The organism is Syntrophobotulus glycolicus DSM 8271 (genome assembly GCF_000190635.1).
Taxonomy (GTDB): Bacteria; Bacillota; Desulfitobacteriia; order Desulfitobacteriales; family Syntrophobotulaceae; genus Syntrophobotulus; species Syntrophobotulus glycolicus.
In genome coordinates this window covers 1,183,269-1,202,997 of the sequence record NC_015172.1, presented here as the reverse complement: position 1 = coordinate 1,202,997, position 19,729 = coordinate 1,183,269, and the positions used below count along the sequence as shown (strand labels likewise).

General features: G+C 52.5%; 15 protein-coding genes. 7 read left to right on the top strand and 8 right to left on the bottom strand.

Annotated features, from left to right (window positions below; translation table 11 throughout):
• The first annotated feature begins 119 nt into the window (after positions 1-119).
• Entirely contained in the window at positions 120-3,203 is a 3,084-nt protein-coding gene (locus SGLY_RS06040; protein WP_013624390.1) for an MMPL family transporter, read from the top strand.
• A gap of 211 nt (positions 3,204-3,414) precedes the next feature.
• Here the strand turns inward: SGLY_RS06040 and SGLY_RS06035 are convergent, their stop codons facing one another.
• Positions 3,415-4,443, bottom strand: a complete 1,029-nt coding sequence (locus tag SGLY_RS06035) for a hypothetical protein (protein ID WP_013624389.1) — start codon at positions 4,441-4,443, stop codon at positions 3,415-3,417.
• Between the two features lie 574 nt (positions 4,444-5,017).
• Between SGLY_RS06035 and mtlD the strand changes: the two genes are divergently transcribed.
• Together mtlD and SGLY_RS06025 are read left to right on the top strand one after the other, a co-directional pair.
• On the top strand, positions 5,018-7,216 hold the full coding sequence (gene mtlD, locus SGLY_RS06030; protein ID WP_013624388.1) for a bifunctional mannitol-1-phosphate dehydrogenase/phosphatase: 2,199 nt from the start codon (positions 5,018-5,020) through the stop codon (positions 7,214-7,216).
• Positions 7,209-8,465, top strand: a complete 1,257-nt coding sequence (locus SGLY_RS06025; RefSeq protein ID WP_013624387.1) for a mechanosensitive ion channel family protein — start codon at positions 7,209-7,211, stop codon at positions 8,463-8,465. Before mtlD ends, SGLY_RS06025 begins: the two co-directional genes overlap by 8 nt.
• Before the next feature lie 20 nt (positions 8,466-8,485).
• Here the strand turns inward: SGLY_RS06025 and SGLY_RS06020 are convergent, their stop codons facing one another.
• The 6 genes from SGLY_RS06020 to SGLY_RS18405 form a co-directional block, all read right to left on the bottom strand.
• Entirely contained in the window at positions 8,486-9,703 is a 1,218-nt protein-coding gene (locus tag SGLY_RS06020; RefSeq protein WP_013624386.1) for a Na+/H+ antiporter NhaA, read from the bottom strand.
• A gap of 483 nt (positions 9,704-10,186) precedes the next feature.
• Positions 10,187-10,627, bottom strand: coding sequence for a putative toxin-antitoxin system toxin component, PIN family (locus SGLY_RS06015; protein ID WP_013624385.1), 441 nt, complete (start codon positions 10,625-10,627; stop codon positions 10,187-10,189).
• A complete protein-coding gene (locus SGLY_RS06010) occupies positions 10,611-10,874 on the bottom strand; it encodes an AbrB/MazE/SpoVT family DNA-binding domain-containing protein (RefSeq protein WP_013624384.1) in 264 nt (87 codons plus the stop codon). The genes SGLY_RS06015 and SGLY_RS06010 overlap by 17 nt, the downstream gene beginning before the upstream one ends.
• Positions 10,875-11,137: 263 nt before the next feature.
• Positions 11,138-11,506, bottom strand: a complete 369-nt coding sequence (locus SGLY_RS06005; RefSeq protein ID WP_013624383.1) for a hypothetical protein — start codon at positions 11,504-11,506, stop codon at positions 11,138-11,140.
• Positions 11,507-11,602: 96 nt separating this feature from the next.
• Positions 11,603-13,060 carry an antiviral reverse transcriptase Drt5 gene (gene drt5, locus SGLY_RS06000; RefSeq protein ID WP_013624382.1) on the bottom strand — a complete coding sequence of 486 codons (1,458 nt, stop codon included), beginning with the start codon at positions 13,058-13,060 and terminating at the stop codon, positions 11,603-11,605.
• A gap of 475 nt (positions 13,061-13,535) precedes the next feature.
• Positions 13,536-13,712 (bottom strand): hypothetical protein, encoded by a 177-nt coding sequence (locus SGLY_RS18405; protein WP_242822985.1) that lies wholly within the window; start codon positions 13,710-13,712, stop codon positions 13,536-13,538.
• On the opposite strand from SGLY_RS18405, the gene SGLY_RS05995 reads away from it, so the two are divergent.
• The 4 genes from SGLY_RS05995 to SGLY_RS05980 all read left to right on the top strand — a co-directional run bounded on the left by SGLY_RS05995 (position 13,629) and on the right by SGLY_RS05980 (position 18,510).
• On the top strand, positions 13,629-14,270 hold the full coding sequence (locus SGLY_RS05995; protein WP_242823011.1) for a response regulator transcription factor: 642 nt from the start codon (positions 13,629-13,631) through the stop codon (positions 14,268-14,270). The genes SGLY_RS18405 and SGLY_RS05995 overlap by 84 nt on opposite strands.
• The gene (locus SGLY_RS05990) at positions 14,270-15,202 is read left to right on the top strand and encodes a sensor histidine kinase (RefSeq protein ID WP_013624380.1); all 933 of its coding nucleotides are present in this window, start codon (positions 14,270-14,272) and stop codon (positions 15,200-15,202) included. Before SGLY_RS05995 ends, SGLY_RS05990 begins: the two co-directional genes overlap by 1 nt.
• A gap of 138 nt (positions 15,203-15,340) precedes the next feature.
• Complete coding sequence (locus SGLY_RS05985) at positions 15,341-16,018, top strand: ABC transporter ATP-binding protein (RefSeq protein WP_013624379.1); 678 nt, start codon at positions 15,341-15,343, stop codon at positions 16,016-16,018.
• Complete coding sequence (locus tag SGLY_RS05980; protein WP_013624378.1) at positions 16,015-18,510, top strand: ABC transporter permease; 2,496 nt, start codon at positions 16,015-16,017, stop codon at positions 18,508-18,510. The genes SGLY_RS05985 and SGLY_RS05980 overlap by 4 nt, the downstream gene beginning before the upstream one ends.
• A gap of 196 nt (positions 18,511-18,706) precedes the next feature.
• Here SGLY_RS05980 and SGLY_RS05975 read toward each other — a convergent pair whose 3' ends face one another.
• Positions 18,707-19,705 (bottom strand): type II TA system antitoxin MqsA family protein, encoded by a 999-nt coding sequence (locus SGLY_RS05975; protein WP_013624377.1) that lies wholly within the window; start codon positions 19,703-19,705, stop codon positions 18,707-18,709.
• Between the last annotated feature and the right edge of the window lie 24 nt (positions 19,706-19,729).

The window sequence follows — 19,729 nt, the reverse complement described above, 5'->3', positions numbered from 1 at the left end:
AATCTCAACAAATCTGCCGGTTGAAACTGGACATTATGAATATTATAATTCAACAATGAAGGTTATTCAACATTATGTATGATAAAATCGCAAACGCTTAGAGGAGAGGAGCAATCGGGATGACAAAAATCATCAAAGCGCGCTGGATCATTTTTACCCTGTGGCTGGCGGCCACCATCGCCCTAACGGCATTTCAGCCTGATATCAATGCCATCTTGAGACAGCAGGGCCAGCAGGCTCTCAGCGCGAACAGTCCCACAGCGGCCGCCCAGGCCCTCTTCAGTAAAATGGAGATGTCCCAGGGCACCGACAGCCTGCTCGTTTTTTATGACGAAAACAGCATTTCCGCCGAAGAAATGGAGCGCATCCGGGCCGGAGTGCAGGCCATCCGGGACAGCGGCTCCGAACTGGGGATCTCGAAGATCATCGATCCCTTCAGTACGCCTGAGGCTGCGGACTCCCTGATTTCAGGAGACGGGACAACTGTCATGGTCAGCTTCAAGCTTGACCAGAAAGCGGGAGAAATAGATGATATTGAAAACGCCATTGCCGGCAAGCTCGGCAATGTCCGGGCGGAGCATTATCTGACCGGGGAGGATTTTATCCAAAATGATTATCTTGAGGCGGCGTTGGCCGGCGTCGAGAAGAGCGCTGTCCTGACCGTGCTCTTTATTTTCATCATCCTGATCATCCTGTTCAGATCGGTGGTGACACCCCTGGTCTCCCTGGCGGCTGTGGCCTTTTCCTATCTGTGCTCGATGGGGATTGCCGCCCAGTTGATTGCCAACACCGGTTTTCCGGTCACCAGCCTCACCCAGGTTCTCCTGGTCCTGATCCTTTTCGGGATCGGGACGGACTACAATATCCTGCTCTTCAACCGTTTCCGGGAAGAACTGGCTCATGGCTGTCCGACTGATGAGGCCATCCTCAATACCTACAAATCCGCAGGCAAAACCATCGCCTACAGTATCCTCACCGTCTTTATCGCCTTTTGCAGTCTCATTTTTTCCGAATCCCCCATTTATCAATCCGGCATTGTGGTCGTGATCGGCGTCGCCGTTCTTTTGCTGGAAATCATGACCCTGACTCCCTTGTCCATGAAGGTCCTGGGTCATAGGCTCTTCTGGCCTTCCCAAAAAACAGGCGGCCACCGGGAAAGCACCCTGTGGGGTAAAATCTCCTCCGCTTCAACCAGGCGGCCGGTGATTGCTGTTTTACTTATCGCTTTGCTGGTTGCGCCAACCGTCTATTTTCACGAACAAAAACTCAATTTTGACAATATTGCCGAGCTTGGTCCTGCCTATCCCTCGACCAAAGGCTTCGCCATCGTGGCCGACCATTTCGGGCGGGGCCGGGCTATGCCGGTCAGTGTTATTATCGACAATCATGCGGCCCTTGATCAGAATGAGGCCCTTGCCGTTATCGACACCCTGACCGAAAGACTCAAGCAAATCGAGGGGGTCGATCAGGTCTCCTCCGTCACCCAGCCTCAAGGAAGCCCAATTCCCGATTTTTATATCGGCAGCCAAGTCGGCTCTGTCAACAGCGGCCTGAGCCGGACGCAGGACGGTACGGAGCAAATCGCGGACGGACTGAAGCTGGCTCAGGACAAGCTGGGTTCCGCTGATTTTTCCCAGGCCGGCCAGATCGCGGACGGCACAGTCCGGCTGCAAGATGGCATGACAGCTCTGACCGATGGCCTGAAGCAGGTTCAGGCCGGGCTTGCCGGCGGCTCGCCTGATTCCCCGACCCTCAGCAACGGGATGGCGGTCCTGGAAACCAATCTGGCCGCGATGAGCGGAGGGGTGGCCGCTTTGGCCGCCAATTATGAAACCATCCAGGCCGGTTATGCCCAGATGGGCGCCTCATACCAACAGGCGGCCCAGGCCCTGCTCGGGGCCAAAAGCGCCCTGACCCAGCTGCAGGCAGTCATCACAGCCCTCGGCGGCAGCTACGCCGGGGCCCAGAGCGATCCCAATTACCTGCAATTACAGCAGAGCGTGGACAGCTTAACCCAATCCTTAAGCGGAATCACCCCCCAGGGAATCGAAGCCCTGAATGAAAACTATGCCGCCCTCTCTTCCGGCTTTGCCGCCGCCAATCAAAGCCTGGCGGCAATGAGAAGCGGTTTGGAGCAAATCTCTTCCGGGCTGCAAGAGCTGCAAAGCGCCCTGGATACAGCAGCCTCAGGCCTCGGCACAATCGCTGAGAATATGGACAGTGTCACCGCCGGGCTCAGCCAACTGGAATCAGGACAGCAGCAGCTTGCGGCCGGACTTGACGGGTTCAGCTCCTTCGGTACCCGCTTAAAGTCTGTCAACAGCGGCCTGGAACAACTTTCCGCCGGTCTGGGCCTGACAAACGGCTTTCTCTCCCAGCTGAATACCAGCCAAACCTTCCATCTGCCCGCAGAAGCCCTGACTGACGAAGGCTTTCAGCAATCCCTGGAAATGTTCCTGTCCGCCGACCGGACCATGACCAAAATGATCATTGTGCTGGATGCTGATCCCTACTCCGAGCAGGCCTTAGATACGGTCCGGCAGATCAACGAGACCCTGACGAGCGGACTTGACGGCACAGTCCTTGCCGGCGCCCAATTCGGCGTGGCGGGCCCGAGCGCTATGACTGCCGATATGAACGATGTTCTGAATCGGGACTTAAACAGGATGATCGTAATCGTGCTGACAGGGGTATTCCTGGTGCTGCTTCTGGTGATCAGATCCTTGTGGCCGTCTGTTTTCATCACGGCCTCCCTGCTGGGGGCCTACTATGCGGCTATGTTTGCCCAAAACTATATTTTCCTCAATTTGCTGGGCCTGGAGGGCATCTCTTCCTATGTTCCCTTCTTCTCCTTTATTGTGATCGTAGCCCTGGGGGTCGATTACAGCATCTTCCTGATGATGCGCTTTAAGGAATACCCCCAACTGTCGGCCAAGGAAGCGATTGTTCTGGCCTCCAGACATACAGGCGGAGTAGTGACATCGGCAGCCCTCATCCTGGGCGGCACCTTCGCCACCCTTCTGCCCTCCGGCTTAACTCTTTTAGTGCAACTGGCGGCAGCGGTCATTGCCGGCTTAATCGTGCTTTGCTTCATCCTGCTGCCTGTCTTCCTGCCGGCGGTGCTGGCCCTGCCGGACGCCGCAGCAAGACTGTTCCCCAAAAAGAAGCAAGGCTTAACCGTCAAAGAGGATTCCGCGGTCTGAGGGGTGAAGCATCGATCCCGGACGGGCAGCGCTGATGGTGCTTATTTTTCCGGCCTCAGCCTTCCCGCCCTGTTCCTCTTCCCTCCTGTTCTTCTTCCTTGCGGTTCCAGCGGCAAGGCGGGCCCTCTGGCCTCTTCTGCCCGCAGGATGCTTTTCTCGAAGAAGCCCTTCGGGCCATGTGACACTCTACCGGCTTATCGCCGGCAACGGTTCAGTTTTGTTTTTCTTCCTCAACTCTTTTCATAAGATCACTCCAATAATTGTTTATATTATTAAATACATGATCAGAATGTCTCATCACAAATTCCTTGAGCGCTTCATTATCGCTATCTTTTATCACAAATGCGAAAAATCTTTTTTTCACTTGATTAAAAATGTCAACTTGATTCTCCTGATTTAAGCTTGAAAACAAGTCGGCTATTTCAGCCGTATACGCATTGATTTCCTCGGTAATAGAGGTCATAGAACCAAGAATATCTCCTATTTCTAAATCCTTGGCAGCCTGTTCACTCCTAAGGCTTTCTGGCTGCCGGAGTCTTTCTGCTTCTAATTTTCCCTTGGTATCGGCGGACAATTGACTGCGCCCTGAACGGAACTTCTCCTCGATTGAGGAATATCCATCATTTAGTATCGCAGAGTTATGGATATCACATTTTTTTATCAATTCATCGAAACCTGTTTTGATCTCTCCATCCAATAAATTTTCAGAAAAGTATCGAAGTGCCGCCGTAGAACTTTCCAATTCTACCCGAGCTTCATGAGAATCGAGTTGTTCCCCATGAAATTGGTCAGATAAATCAAATCCGACGTGATGCTCCCAGCTAAATACATCATCCATTCCGTCAGTAATTTTCATTAATATTTGTTCTGTTTTTTTCAGGTGTTCATTTGACATCTCGTCATAAAATCCAACATTGTGCAAAAAATTACTGAACACGAGCCATTGGTCATTGCCGTTTACAGCAAATTCATCAGTACCTTCATTCTTCAAACGGGTTGCCATGGCCTTCTGATATAATTCTTCCCGATCATTTTGCAACTTGTCCACCGCTGAATCAGCAAATAACATCTTGGCTTTATCAGACAAAGATACCACTGCAGGTATTTCCTGAAAACCGATTTTCTCCAGTTCTGCCGTAACTTCCTGCATCTTCGTCATGGGGGCAGACCGCATGCTGTTTTGCTTTGCCATCCGCTGATTATATGCCCCCATGAAGTAGGTATCCGTGTTGATGTTCATGTGATTAGCCTCCTTAACCAAGCTTGCAGCAGTCCATCACGGCAAGCACAGATTAGAAATCAATCTGTCTTGACCGAGAAATTTATCCGCATTGAACGACTGAACAGATTCGAAAAGAAAACAATGTTTTTTCAAAACTTTCATTTATGATATATATCGAAAAAATTGCTGAAATCATTAGATGTATCGCTGTCTGTTGACGCTCATCCGTTATGTTTAGTTTCCGCTTTTCCGCGAATCTTCTTCCCTTTATACTTTGTCGTTGACATCTAACAACTTTTTAATTACAATAAAGTTGTTAGTTATCTGGGGCAACTGCTATTTGATCACTGTGTTTTAAGTTTGGGAATCCTGTTTGACCTGCTGATCCCATAGGGGCCAAAAATCGGATTGCTTACACACCTTAAGTCAGACTGAATTCCACTCTTTTTACGTTTGGTTATCCAATAGCGCGAAAATTCATGACGCTTTTCTTTTCTGTTCAGTGGCAAGGAAGCCCCATGGTCATCAAAGGGCTTCTTTTTTTATATCATAAGATCATAAGTAACCTTATCCAAGGTGAGAGGAGAGAGAGATGCGTTTTTTTGACAAGCCATTTACCGCGGCGATTTTTGATATGGATGGAACGATGTTCGATACGGAGCGTTTGCGCATGGACATGCTGAAAAAGGCGGCGCGGGAACTATACGGCGAGGAGATGGACGACGGACTGCTGATCGATTGTCTGGGTGTGAGCGCCATCACGGCGGAGCAAATGGCGCGGGAGCGTTACGGGCAGAACTACCCTTACCGGGAAATACGCGCCCGTGCGGATGAAATGGAGCGGGAATACATCCACAGGCAGGGTGTACCGGTCAAGGACGGGCTGTACAATTTGCTGGAGCGGCTGAAAAAAAATGATGTTTTCCTCGCACTGGCCACCTCCAGCCGGCGCGCCGTTGCCGAAGACTATTTGATTCAGGCCAAGGTCTACCGCTATTTCAATATCCTCGTCTGCGGGGATGATGTGGCAAAGGGCAAGCCTGATCCGGAAATCTTCCTGAAAGCGGCGTCCGAGCTGATGTGTCCGCCGTCGGAATGCCTGATTTTCGAGGATTCACCAAACGGTCTGGCAGCTGCCGCCGCGGCGGGCGGTATTCCTATTTTTATTCAGGACATAAAGGAGCCCGAGCCCGGCGTCAAGGCCCTGGCCTTTCGGGCGTATGACGCGATGACCGAGTTTCTGGACGATTTCGCGCCATTCACCCCAAAGCTTCCCATGCCGAAGCTGAATGAACAATTTCCGCTCAATGACGAGAACATCACGGCCGGCATCCATGGCTTCGGCGCTATCGGCGGCGGGTATTTGGCGCCGATTTTCTCACACTGGGACGGATATACCAGGCCCCGCCGCATCATTGGCGCGACACGCAACCAGCTGATGATCCATTTGGTCAACGCGTTGGGAAAATATCGGATTCGCTATGAGAGTCAGGCCTATTTTCAGACGATATCCCCGGTGTGCCTGATCCACATGGACGATGAAGCGGCTATGTGTTCAATGTACACGCAATCGGACATCATCGGCCTGGCCCTCCCTGAAAACGCGATCCGACAGCAGGCCGGAACCATAGCCTCCGGGCTGCGGGCCCGTTATGCAAGCCTCGGAAAGGATCTGACAATCCTGATCGCCATGAATAAGACGGGGGCGGCAAGGTTTGTTCGGCAGCATGTGAAAAGCGCCCTAACCTCCATCACGGACACGGCAGAAACGGAACAGATATTAGCCCGAACCCGTTTTGTCGAAACGGTGGTCAACCGTATGGTGATGCCGGTTTCGGAAGATTTCCTGCTGTCCAAATTTCAAAACGACTTGTATCTCCTGCACCATAACATGCAGGATATTTTTGATCACATGAATGAGATCACCCGGTTTTTCCTGCAGATGGCCAAGAGCTCCGAACACAAGAGAAAAAAGCTCCAAACACCGGCTTGGACGGAAACGGAGCCGGTCAACGTGTCCAAGAGCCTCTCCGTACTCCGTCATTTGTCTGACGCAGTGAACGAGGTGACCAATACAATGTTTATCGCCGAGCCGGATATGCCTCTATATGCGGCTTCCGGCAGCCCGGTCGTGGATTCTCTGCGGCAAGTGATCGTGGTCGAGGATATCCGGAGCCTGCAGGAAATCAAAAACAAGCTCTCCAACGGTACGCACGCGGTCATCGCCTGGTACTCTATGCTGCTCGGCTATCAGACAATCGGTCAAGGAATGGGTGATCCGCGCGTGGAGTCGCTGGCGCGGCGCATGATGAAACAAGAAATCATGCCGGCCTTACTAAAAGAAGCCCCACAATTCGACCGGTATATTCAGGATTTTATCGGCAGTTTTATCAAGCGATGCCGGAAATCCTTCAAAGATAGATGCTCACGCGTTGGCCGGGACGTTCTGCGAAAGCTGCAGCGGGAAGAACGGATTATCGGCACTATTCGCCTGTCGCAGTCCTACGGGATCACAACGGACGGGCTTGAATTCGGCGCCGCCTGCGCCATTCTGAACTGTGTACTCGCGGAAAAGCCGGTTGACGCCGAGGCGAAAAAGGTCAAATCCCTGTATGCCGCTCATCATTCGGTAGCCGATGTGCTCTCTTACTCAGGGGATTATCACAGGGGCCTCTACAAAGGTCTGGACCGGGAGGCGGACCACGGCCTGATCATGCGCGTCCAAAGCCGGTTTGACGCCTTGCGGGAGTCTTTGGATCATCAGACAGCGGGGAGGTATCCGCATGAGTGATTGGGTATACCGCCTGATGGATAACACCGGGCTGAGCCAAACCGCATCCGATTATCTCGCCACAGCGGTATGCGTCCTGGTGATCGCCCTGTTGAGCGGCGCTGCTTACCGCCTATTCAAAGGTGTCTTTCTGAAGCTCATCTTCAACATTATTTCCCGAAGCAGCACCCGGCTGGACGACGTCTTTCAGGAGCACCGGGTATTCGACCAGCTGCTGATTTTTGTTCCTGCCCTCATCATTTATCTGCTGTCTCCCCTGCTGAAAGACGGCCAGAATTGGCTGGCGCGGCTGGCTGTCTGCATGATTATCTTCGGCATCCTGCGAACAGCGGACAAATGTCTTGGTGTGGCGGATACCCTCTACAGAAAGACGGAAGCATCCAGAACCAGACCGATCAAAGGCTTTCTGCAGGTCATTAAAATCGCGGTTTATGTCCTCGGGATCATCGTGATGGTCGGCGTGATTCTGAATCGCTCTCCCGCCCTGCTTCTGGGCGGAGTGGGCGCGGCCAGCGCCGTGCTTCTGCTCGTGTTCCAAAACACGATCCTCGGCTTTGTGGCAAGCATCCAGCTTACGGAAAACAAGATGCTTCGCATCGGCGACTGGATCGAAATGCCGGCCCACAACGCGGACGGTGAAGTCAAGGAAATCACTCTATACACGGTGAAGGTAGAAAACTGGGACAAAACCGTGACGACCATTCCGACCTACTCCATGATTTCGGAATCGTTCAAGAACTGGCGCAGCATGACGGAAGCCGGGGGAAGAAGGATCAAGCGTTCTTTTCTGATCGACACGACCAGTATACGCTTTTGCACGAAGGAAATGCTGGACCAGTATAGAAAGATTCAGTACATCCACCGCTACCTGCACGAAAAAACCGCGGAAATTCGCGCCTATAATGAACATAACCGCATCAATCTTTCCAGTCTGGTCAATGGCAGGCGGCTGACCAATGTCGGAACCTTCCGCGCGTATTTGAGGGCTTATCTGAAGCATCACCCGCAGATTCATCAGGGGATGACCATCCTTGTCCGGCAGCTGGCGCCCTGCGAATCAGGACTGCCTGTGGAAATCTATGCGTTTACCAGTACGACGGATTGGAATACGTACGAATCCATCCAGGCGGATATTTTCGACCACATTCTGTCTGTCGCGCCGCTGTTCGACCTGCGCCTTTATCAGAAGCCCACCGGGCATGACCTTATACATGGAATTGAGCTCTGGAAACACGAAAAAAACAGCTGATTTTTTTCAGTCTGCACCCGTCAGCCTTCCCCTGTTCTTCTTCCTTGCGATTCCACCGGCAAGACGGGCTCCTGCGTGGCAGTCTTTCTTTCAATGCCCAGCAGCCTGCCTGCGCTTACAGCGATGATCACGGCGGAAACACTCCATAATGCCCCCATTTTGGCCGCTCCCTGCAGGCCGGGGTCCGAAAAAGCCACGCCGGCGATAAATAAAGCCACCGTCAGCCCGATCGAAGCGATCAGGCCGGCGACCAAAAGCTCCCTGTGCCTCATTCCCTCAGGCAAGGGGAAGCCCAGGAAAGAAGCCAGGGAGCCCAGGAGAAAGATGCCCGCTGTTTTGCCGAAAAGCAGGGCCAGGAACACCAGCCAGGTCACTGTACTGACCGCTGAAAACTCCACCCCGGCATTGGTCAGACCGAACAGAAAAAGCCCCATATCCACAAAAAACTTCCATTCCTGTTCAAAGCGCCTTAAGGTGGAATAATCCTCCGGATCATCCTCAAACAAATGCGCCTTTTCCCCCGGGGAATGAGGCAAGAACGGTACGATGAACACCAGGGCCAGGGAGGGGTGAATCCCCGCCCGGTAAAGGCCGGTCCAGCTTAAGGCCCCGCCGAGAAGGATATATGGCCAGTAGCTTTTCACCTTCCCCTTTTTCAGGGCCAAAGCGATCAGCATCCCTGCCAGTGTGCAGAGCAGCCATACCGGAACGACCGGATTGGCCGGGTCGGGATAAAAAAGGGCGATGATGATCAGACCGATCCCATCGTCGGCGATCGCTAATAACAATAAGAAAGAAACAGCGGGGTGAGCCGCTCCGAAAACCAGTCTGGCCACCAGCCAGGCCAGCGCGATGTCTGTGGCGGTAGGAATACCCCAGCCCCGGACGAGTTCCTGACTGCCCATGAAGGTATTCAAGGCCAGGTATAAAAGGGCCGGGCCGGCGATTCCGCCCAATGTGGCCATCATCGGATTGATTGCCCGTTTCAGCGGGTTTAAGTCCCCGCCCGGCAATAAGCTTTGGGTTATTTCCACCGCCGCTATCGCGAAAAAGAACACCATAAAAAGGTCATTGACGAAAAAATGGAGGGTAAAATCACCCCAAATCTTATTGTCCACAAAGTGATGATAGCTTGCCGGCGCCGCATTGGCCCAGATTAAGGCGATCAACACGCCCGAAATCAGGGGAATTGAAAACTCCCGCAATAAACTGATCGTTTTTCTTTTCTGCTTTGCCATTGTCCCTGTCCTCCGCTTCTACAGCCTGTATTCTAAACCTTTCCCTGTATTTGAACCTCTTCCTGTATTCGAACCTTATCTCATTCAATTCTTCTCCTCTGACCGCGATTCCATTCAGGAGCTCAGGATAACTGTCAGCAGGAGTTTCCTTTTTACCAGGAACGTGAGCTTTGTCTTTTCCGTGCCCGCCTCCTCCTTTTGCCATCAAAATTTACCGGGATCATCCGCAAATCAAAATCTGCCGCGGATCATCCCTTTTGGGCTTTCGGCAAAATAAAAAAGGGATAGGCAGCCTGATGTACAGACTACCCACCCCAGTAAGCCAAGTTCTCACAGATTGACAACCCTATCCCGAAGACTTAGGTATTCAACCCTCCACTGATCAGACTTTCATCAGATCAGATTTGACCGTAAAAACCGTTTGCAATTGTTTTTATCATAGCATAGTTTCATCCCGCGGACAACAGCGCGCTTTGCGTTTGCTCAATGACTTAAGTCATCAGAGAAAGCTCTTAAGAAATCAGCCGGAGTCATTACGGCAAAATGCTCCTGAATTTCTGGCGTGTGGAAATCAAAATCTCCGGTAACAAGGATGTCCGGCTGGGCCACCATAGCAGAAACCAAAATTGGTAAATCTTTTGGGTCTCTTATATGGGGAACTTTTATTGCGGATAAGTCTGAAGGAGTATAGGCTATCCTAAACTCAAGAGTTGTAAGAAATTTATCCCATTTGGGAATAATCTTTGGAAATTTCCGCTCAATGACTTTGGAGATCTCCGTTATTGAGTAACTGCAAATAATCAAGTGATGTTGCCCGATAAGCAAAGTCAGAAGCTTACTTGCTGTTGATGATTCTGATAACACCGCAGATATGAGGATATTTGAGTCAACAAATACGCGTAAGGCATTATTTTTTTCGCTCATTCCACATTTCCTCCCGAACCACTTCCAGTTCATGAAGAAGGTCTTGCTCGGTAATCCCTTTCTCTTGTGCCTCTATACTCAGGGCATCCTGCAATTCGCGGAAGGCAATTAAACTGGCCTTGGTAATGACAACCTTGCCGTTATCCTCCAAAAATGCGACCCGATCACCCTCACTTAATTTCAACAGGTCTCGTATCGGCTTTGGAATCGTAACCTGTCCTTTTGAGCTAATTCTTGATATTTCCATCACAGAACCACCTTTCTCTTTATTCTTTACATCTTTACTTTCTTTACTCGATTATACTACTGCACCAGGCACATGCGCAATTTACAAGTTCTACCTTATTCTCTTAAAATTTGTCGTTACCGCCTGATATTAATGATATAAAACTTCATGGCCTTTTCTCTGAAATCTTTATCCTCATCCCCGAAAGTCAAATAAAAAATGGGCGCAATAACCGCCCATGAATTCCCGCGTTCTATGGAAGCTGTACAGAAAAAAACCCTCGGCTACATCCGCTTATACAGAATCATTTCCGGCAGTTTCGCCGCTCTTCGAACCACCCTCAGCACAGCATCGCGATCCGTCGGATGAGGATTTTTAAATGATTGGAATAAGGGCTTCAGCTGCGCTTCCAGCACATTGAGCTCCTCTTCCGTCTGATCAGAATAAGGCTCGGTCTGTTCATCTATCGCCCAAATCAGGCCCTTATGCTTTCCCAGAATATTCATCAGCCGGTTTGTCTGTTCCCCGTCAAGCTCTTCGGTCATCACATAGTCCCACAGGACAAACGCTTCTGGCTCTACCGCAAAATCCCGCAGCAGCTGAATATAAAATTCCAGACGTTCAACCTTTTTCACTAAATCTTCATCTCTCAATGTCCCTCAACCCCCTTCTGATCAAAATCCTTTGATTATGGCTTTTCCTTTTCCTTTAAGCCTTTGCTGTCGCTGGAAGATTTCTTTTTTTGTCCGTCATCCGTGCTTTGCCGCAATCTGACACAACAGATTCATGACCGGACTGGCTTTCCCGGCATATTTGTAAATCTGATTGCGCTTGGCCTTTTCCACCGTATTTAACCCCACGATGGCACAAGCCGCCTGAATCCCGCCGGGGGAATTTTTCAGAAAGGCATCTTTCAATTCAAATAGTCCATAATCATTATTGGGCACTTCAAGCACAGCGGATTTTACAATAGTCGTCGACGACGGATGGTTAAATATCCTTAATAATACTTCGGCACAGTCTTCATTGAATGCGTATAAGTCGATGACGATTCGGGCAATCCAGAACAACTCATATTCCTGAATGAACGCCGCCTGCAGCCTTTTCGTTATGGATTCCCAGATTTTTCCTTCATCCTCAATTTCATCAATCAATTTATATAAATTCCTGATCAGCCCGGGATATTTGGTTAAAACCAGCTCTGTCAGCCGGCCCGCTTCCTCCTCATCCTCTTTCAGCAGGGAAAGCGCAAGCTCCACATCCTCCTCCGTCACATTTCTCTGGTCGATCAGCCAGACAAGATATTCGACCTCTTCGGGGTCAAGGGCCACAGGCGCCCCTTCCTCATCGTCATAATCGCTGGCATTCTCCCGTTTTTTCAGCAGCGATTTTTTAATCGCGTCAAGCTTCCTTTCCTCGAAATCAGAGGCACGGGAACCGAACTTCGTTTTATCGGCATTCAGAGCGAGGGCATACTCACCAATGAACATCTGTATTCTGATCACATCCTGCTCTATTGTCCTTTGACTATTGGAAAAGATAAAAATATCGTCAAGAAACCTGATCAGGGCAGAGCTCTTTAATTCTCGTGATTCCTCGATAAATTTCAAGAAAAAATTTCCGATCAATTTCGCCGGGTATATCCCTTGCGGGAAACAGTTAATTGACCTTCCCCCACTGCTTTCCCGCAGAAACTGGCCGATTTGGGCGGACTCCGGCTGAGAAACAAGGGTGGCAATACAGCTCACAAGATCATGGTGATAGAAGCTGTTAAAGCAATTTGCGATATCCAACTTCGCGAAGTATTTAAACTGCTTCTTCAATTCATATTTCCGCTCTCTGAACGCATGATATTCCTTATACGAGCTGATACATGACGAGCCTCTGAACCCATAACCGAAATTAAAGCGCAGGGCTTTCTGGTCAGAAGCCTGTTGAAAGCAAGCTGAGTTTCTCAGGGCAAAATCATAAAGATAAAATGTTCCCAGAGGGTCGAGCTGGAGGGATTTTCTGAGGTGGAACTGATCCTTCAGGGCATAAACGGAAGGAGCCGGCAGAAAGGAAATACCGGGATTTTTCGGGTCAAAAACCTTGTGATAAATAAAATCTCTCAGTTCTTTCTCCCCATATTCAGTAAAGAAAAGATTCGTATGTAACGGAAATAAGCTCTTCAAATGATCATCTTTTATGAACTTGACGACATTCACGGTCGAATCCTCCCTATTCAGGCTGTGTCTTATCACTTCTTTATTCAGACTGCTCTTATCTCTTCCCCTATTCAGACTGTACCTGATCGTTTCTCCTATTCAAACTGTGTCTTATGGCTTCTCCGATTCAGGCTGTGTCTTATCACTTCTTTATATAGACTGCTCTTATCTCTTCCCCTATTCACACTGCGTCTTATCGTTTCCCCCATTCAGACTATGCCTGATCGTTTCTCCTATTCAGACTTCATCTTATCGCTTCCCCCATTCAGACTGTGCCTGATCGTTTCTCCTATTCAAACTGCGTCTTTTGGTGCTTCCCATATTGATGTCCAGTTCGACAATGCCTCAGGAAATCCCTGCCGCTGTGATCCTCAGAAAGGCTAACCGCCCTCCCCCTCGTCCGCCCGGCCCGGCTTTGCCCCTTCTTTCTCATCCGGGAGGGTTTATGCTACAATACTGGTGACAGAGCAGAATCCTATCCGAGAAAGATGGGTTCAAGCTGCCGGACAATTTCAGGCGGGAGGCGATTGATCTGAAAACCATCCTGATCATTGAAGATGACCTGTCCCTGAGCGCGGGGATCGCCCTTGCCCTCAAGGACAGCGAGTTTACCTTTGTCCGGGCCAAAAATTTGGCCGAGGCCGGGCAGCATATCCAAAGCGCCGCCTTCGACCTGATCATTTTAGACCTCAACCTGCCGGACGGAAACGGACTTGATTTTCTGAAAACCCTGCGCCGGTCCTCCGCCGTCCCGGTCATCATCCTGACCGCCAATGACCTGGAAATCGATGTGGTGACAGGACTTGAGCTGGGGGCGGACGATTATCTCACCAAGCCCTTCAGCCTGATGATCCTGCGGGCCAGGGTTAAGGCCCGCCTGCGCAGCGGACCTTCCCCCGCCTGGGATAGGATCGAGATCGACGGCTTCCGCTTTTCCTTCGATCAAATGGAGTTTTTCAAAAACGGTGTGCCGGTCGAGCTGAGCAAAACCGAGCAAAAGCTGCTCCGCCTTTTCCTGGCAAACAGGGGCCATACTCTGACAAGGGCCCGGCTGGTGGATGCCATATGGACGAACGGCAGCGGGTATGTGGAGGAAAACGCGCTTTCCGTGGCGGTCAAGCGGCTGCGGGACAAGCTGGAAGACACCCCGTCCTCCCCCCGGTACATTAAAACCGTTTACGGGATCGGCTACACATGGGTGGCGCAATGATGGCGGACTGGCTGGGGCCAAGCGGGATTGCCGCCATCACCGCGGCTGCTGCCGGGATTGCCGGCGCGGGCGCGGCGGTTCTCCTCTCCCGCCGAAAAACCCGGCGCATCATGGATGCCCTGAACACCATGCTGGACAGGGCCATAAACGGGAGCTTTTCTGAGCGCAGCTTTGATGAGTCCCTCCTCTCGGCCGTGGAAGCCAAAATGGCCCGTTTTTTAGCCCTCTGCGCCCTGTCCGCCCAAAGCCTGAGCGCGGAAAAAAAACAGATCAAAGAGCTGATTTCAGATATCTCCCATCAGACCAAAACCCCCCTCACCAACATTTTGCTTTATTCGCAGCTTCTGGGCGAACGCCGGCTGCCGGCGGACTGTGCCCTGTGTGTCAATGCCCTGTCCGCCCAAGCGCAGAAGCTGGACTTTCTGATCGGATCCCTTGTCAAAATGTCCCGCCTGGAAACCGGAATGATTACGATGACTCCCCGCCAAAACCCGGTGCAGTCCCTGCTGGATGCCGTCATCCCTCAGATCGGACCAAAAGCGGAGGCCCGGGAAATCACCATTGAAGCGCCGGCCGCCGAGGGCACAGCCTATTACGACCCCAAATGGACGGCCGAAGCCCTGGCCAATGTCCTCGACAATGCGGTGAAATACTCCCCCCGCCAGAGCGTGATCAGGGTTGCGGCCCGGCCCTATGAGCTGTTTTTCCGGATTGATGTCACCGATCAGGGCCCCGGTATCGCGGAGGAGGAGCAGAGCAAAATCTTCGCCCGTTTTTACCGCTCCCCCGCGGCCGCCCAGCAAGAGGGCGTGGGAATCGGCCTGTTTTTGGCCAGAGAAATCCTGGCCTCCGGGGGCGGGTATCTCAAGGTGGCCTCCAAACCGGGACAGGGCTGTGTCTTTTCCCTTTTCCTGCCGGCACAGAAAAGCTGAATCTTGCCAAACTGTCAGATTTGCGAAACGCTCTGGAAAGATTGTTTTGTTATCCTGTCTGTATCACAAAAAAGTGATCCGGACTTTTTTATTCTTCAGGCTTTTTTGTGATTCAGAATCTTTGAAGGAGGAGCCTTGATGCCCATTTTAAAAACAACGGACCTGAAAAAATATTACGGCAGCGGCGAGACGGCCGTACGGGCGCTTGACGGCGTCAATCTGGCGGTGGAAGACGGGGAGTTTCTCGCTGTTGTCGGAACCTCCGGCAGCGGAAAATCCACCTTGCTTCACCTGCTCGGCGGGCTCGACCGCCCGAGCGGCGGCACCGTTTTCGTCGGCGGCCAAGAACTTTTTTCCCTGAAGGACGAAGAGCTGACGATTTTCCGGCGCCGCCGGATCGGCTTTGTCTTTCAAAGCTATAACCTCGTGCCGGTGCTGAACGTGTATGAAAATATCGTCCTGCCCATCCAGTTGGACGGCAATGAGCCGGATGAGGCTTATGTCGGGCGGATCATCCAAACACTGGGTCTGGAAAGCAAGCTGCCCAATCTGCCCTGCAATCTTTCCGGCGGGCAGCAGCAGCGGGTGGCCATTGCCAGGGCCCTGGCCGCGAAGCCGGCCATCGTCCTCGCCGACGAGCCGACCGGCAATCTGGACAGCAAAACGAGCCAGGATGTGCTGGGCCTTTTAAAGGTGAGCGGGGAAAAATTCCGGCAAACCATTGTCATGATTACCCATAACGAAGAACTGGCCCAGCTTGCGGACCGCATCGTCCGGATCGAAGACGGCCGGATCGCGGGCGGTGAGCGCCCATGATCCGAGTAAACAACAAAAAAGCGCTCCGCAGGCTGGCCGCCGGGAGCTTTCGCGCCGCCGGAACGCGCAATGTGATCGCCGTCCTCGCCATTGCCCTGACCGCGCTCTTATTCACCAGCCTTTTCACTATGGGGTCCGGCCTGACGGAAAGCCTCCAGCGCGCTGCCATGATCATGTCCGGCGGGGACGGACACGCCGTTGTCAAGTATGTCACCGATCAGGAATACACAGCCATAAGCAAGCATCCGCTGGTGAAGGAAATCGCCTACTGCCGGATGCTCAGCGACAGTGTTGACAACGAGGCTCTGCGCAAGCGGCGCACGGAATTCTGGTACAATGACGACATTGGACTGAAATACCTCTTTGCGGAACCCACAGGCGGGCACAAGCCCCAGGCCGCGAATGAGGTGATCGCCGACACCAAAACCCTGGAGCTTCTGGGAGTCCCCCTGACCGTCGGCGCGCCGCTCACCCTGGAGCTGACCGTCCACGGCAGCCCGGTCACCCGTGCTTTCGTGCTGGCCGGCTGGTGGGAAAGCGACCCGGGATACCCGACCGGGCAGATCCTTTCTTCCCGCGCTTATGTAGACGCCCGCCCGGCTGAACTGCGGAACACTTATCAGGAGGACTCCTCCCTTACCGGGACCGTCTACGGCTACATCAAGTTCGCCGACAGCCTGAACATCGAGCAAAAGCTGGGGACCGTCCTGACCGAAAGCGGTTTCTCCCCGGAGGAGGGCGCGCCGAACTACCTGGAGACCGGGATCAACTGGGCCTATCTGTCCACCGGCCTCACAGCGGACGCCGGAAGCCTGACCGCCCTGGCCTGCGCCCTGCTGCTGTTTGTCCTCACCGGCTATCTGATCATCTACAACATTTTTCAAATCTCCGTTTTACGGGATATCCGTTTTTACGGACTCTTGAAAACCATCGGGACCACCGGCCGCCAGCTTCGGGCCATTATCCGCCGCCAGGCCTTCCTGCTCTCCCTGCTCGGGATTCCTCCGGGTCTGGGGGCGGGCTACTTTACCGGAAAGGCCCTGGTGCCGTATTTAATGGCACAATCCTCCTATGCGGGCAGTACGCCTTCCGTATCGCCCCATCCCCTCATTTTTGCCGGAGCGGCCCTTTTCGCCCTGTTTACCGTACTGATCAGCACCCACAAGCCGGGGCAAATGGCGGCAAGGGTCTCTCCCGTGGAAGCGGCCCGCTATACCGGCAGCGCGTACAGGAGCGGAAAACCGCTGAAAAAATCCCAAAACGGCGGCAGGCCGGGGGGTATGGCCCTGGCCAACCTCGGGCGCAATAAAAGACGCACCGTGCTGGTCATTTTGAGCCTCAGCCTGAGCATTGTCCTCACCAACACGGTGTTTACCCTGTCTCAGAGTGTGGACACGGCCAAAGCCCTGGACCGCTTCAGCGATTCGGACTTTCTGATCGGCCACGCCGATCTGTTCAACCACCAGTACAACGGCGGAGAAAGCGCGCTCAGCGAGAGCTTGATCAGCGCCGTCAGCACCCGGGAGGGATTTGAGACCGGAGGGCGCCTCTATGGCAGCGGGGGAAGCTACACCAGCCAAACCTCAAAGCAGACCATGAACCGGCGGCCGGACGGCTCCTTCTCCACAGACATTTACGGCCTTGATGCTTTTCCGTTCTCACGCCTGCGCCTGGTGGACGGCCAACTGGACCCGGAAAAGCTTGCCGGCGGCAGCTATATTCTGGAGGGTGTTCAGGCCGATGATCACGGCAAAGTGGATCCGCACAGCTTTAACCACCGGACCGGCGACCGCATTGTCCTGACCTGCGGCGGCCAGAGCAGGGAAATGACCGTACTGGCCCATGTGCTTGCCCGCTCCGGCGTCAATACAAGCGGGCGCTGGGGAGGCTCTGTCTTTTACCTGCCTGGCGAGGTGTTCCGGGAATTTACCGGCACTGTCCATCCCATGAGCTATGCCTTCAATGTGGCCGCTGATCAGGAAAGCTCGATGGAGAGCTTTTTGCGGCAATACACCGGCAGCTCCGAGCCCCTGATGAGCTACAACTCCAAGTTTACCGCCCTGGCCTCCCTGGAGGGCCTGCGGGATACGGTGGTTCTGATCGGCGGCAGTCTGGCCCTGATCACCGGGCTGATCGGCGTCCTGAACTTTGTGAACGCGGTTTTGACCGGCATCCTGTCCCGCCGCCGCGAATTTGCCGTGCTGAACAGCATCGGCATGACCCGGAAACAGCTGGTGACCATGCTCTGCTGTGAAGGGGCCTCTTATGCGGCCCTGACGGCGGCCGGATCCATCATCCTGAGCCTGGGCTGTTCTCTGCTCATCGTGCGCCCGCTCTCTGCTCAGATCTGGTTTCTGAGCTTTGCCTTTGTTTTCCGTCCGTTGGTGCTGATTTTGCCCGTCCTGCTTCTGCTGGGCCTTCTCATCCCCTATCTCGCCTACCGGGCAACCAGCCGGCAAAGCATCGTCGAACGCCTGAGAATGGCCGAATGACCGGATGAAGGCAACTTCTATTCGGGGCAACATATCCGCCAGACCTTACTTCCATAACCTGATTACATCTCGTCAGGTCGTGAAAGTACAGGGATCCTTTCCTTTCGTCTCCACTTTCCACTTCAAGAAAAAGACCGCCGGTCATGAGAAATTCCTAACCGGTGGTCCTTTTGTTTTCAGGGCATCCCCCCGAAGCTTAGATCTGGGTAAACAAATCCCTGGTATAGTCTTTGATATTTGCGGGCGTAAGCATGCGGTACTTTTCCTTTACCAAAGTAAAGAACTCACCGATGGACTCTTTCGTTACGGGTCGATTCGACAAAGCTTCCGCCGGTAACCCCGCCCGGGCCAAAACCCAGGGTGTTTCAGTATGAGTGAAAGCCTCCAGAGTCTTCCCGCTGTAGCAGCAAACGTGTTTGACGATGCTGTCCAAAAGCAATTGATCCTCTCCCGACAAGGCCGAAGCCTCCACTTCATCCACACCCTCGATCGGATCGAAGCAATAGTTGCTGTAGCGACGGTAAATTTTCGGATACGCGGGGCCATGCACCCAGGCTTCGCAATCCTCTGTAAACAGGTAAGTCCTGTAGAAGGCATAGAAAAACCCCTGGGCATAATACAGTGCCTTTTGCAGGGACAACGGTGTAATATCCTGACACCGGGATAAGAGATAATCTACAACCACATCCATTTTTGCCTGCGGCTCCACCACCGGAATATCAAGGAGCCTTTGCGTTGAGGCCTTGCTTTTCTCATAGGCCTTTTCGCTTTTTAAGTTTTCCTTACTTTTCTCAAGCAGGGAAAGATAATAAGCAGGATCCGCATAGATCTGCTTTAGTATCTCGGAATACTGCTTTGTGGGCATATCACCGTCATAATAACGGCTGAAGGTCTGCTCCCCCCATCCCAGCAAAAGGGACAACGGTCTTTTCCCGATGTTGTATTTCTCAGGAATGGCCTGAATATCCTCCAGAGAGATGATTTCGTTCTTCTGACGGTACACATCATACAGCGCCTTTAAATTGGCGTCCTCCAGCTCCGCAACATAGACTTCCTCCCCGCACTGCTCACAGTAGGCCGTTTGCGCTGTGAACTCATAGACTTCGCCCTTCAGTTCAGCAGATTCCGTTTTTTCTTTGACAGAATACTTTGCGTCCTGTCTGCACTCTGGGCAAAAGACAATCTGCTTACTCATCGCAATTCCTCCTTTTCAATGGTT

Excerpts from the sequence above, each read along its gene's own strand:
- SGLY_RS06010 (WP_013624384.1), bottom strand. The coding sequence starts at position 10,874 with ATGGAAATATCAAGAATTAGCTCAAAAGGACAGGTTACGATTCCAAAG.
- SGLY_RS05985 (WP_013624379.1), top strand. The coding sequence starts at position 15,341 with ATGCCCATTTTAAAAACAACGGACCTGAAAAAATATTACGGCAGCGGC.
- SGLY_RS06025 (WP_013624387.1), top strand. The coding sequence starts at position 7,209 with ATGAGTGATTGGGTATACCGCCTGATGGATAACACCGGGCTGAGCCAA.
- SGLY_RS06015 (WP_013624385.1), bottom strand. The coding sequence starts at position 10,627 with ATGAGCGAAAAAAATAATGCCTTACGCGTATTTGTTGACTCAAATATC.
- SGLY_RS06035 (WP_013624389.1), bottom strand. The coding sequence starts at position 4,443 with ATGAACATCAACACGGATACCTACTTCATGGGGGCATATAATCAGCGG.
- SGLY_RS05975 (WP_013624377.1), bottom strand. The coding sequence starts at position 19,705 with ATGAGTAAGCAGATTGTCTTTTGCCCAGAGTGCAGACAGGACGCAAAG.
- SGLY_RS05990 (WP_013624380.1), top strand. The coding sequence starts at position 14,270 with ATGGCGGACTGGCTGGGGCCAAGCGGGATTGCCGCCATCACCGCGGCT.
- SGLY_RS06040 (WP_013624390.1), top strand. The coding sequence starts at position 120 with ATGACAAAAATCATCAAAGCGCGCTGGATCATTTTTACCCTGTGGCTG.
- mtlD (WP_013624388.1), top strand. The coding sequence starts at position 5,018 with ATGCGTTTTTTTGACAAGCCATTTACCGCGGCGATTTTTGATATGGAT.
- SGLY_RS05980 (WP_013624378.1), top strand. The coding sequence starts at position 16,015 with ATGATCCGAGTAAACAACAAAAAAGCGCTCCGCAGGCTGGCCGCCGGG.
- SGLY_RS18405 (WP_242822985.1), bottom strand. The coding sequence starts at position 13,712 with ATGCTGCCCGGCCTCGGCCAAATTTTTGGCCCGGACAAAGGTAAACTC.
- SGLY_RS06020 (WP_013624386.1), bottom strand. The coding sequence starts at position 9,703 with ATGGCAAAGCAGAAAAGAAAAACGATCAGTTTATTGCGGGAGTTTTCA.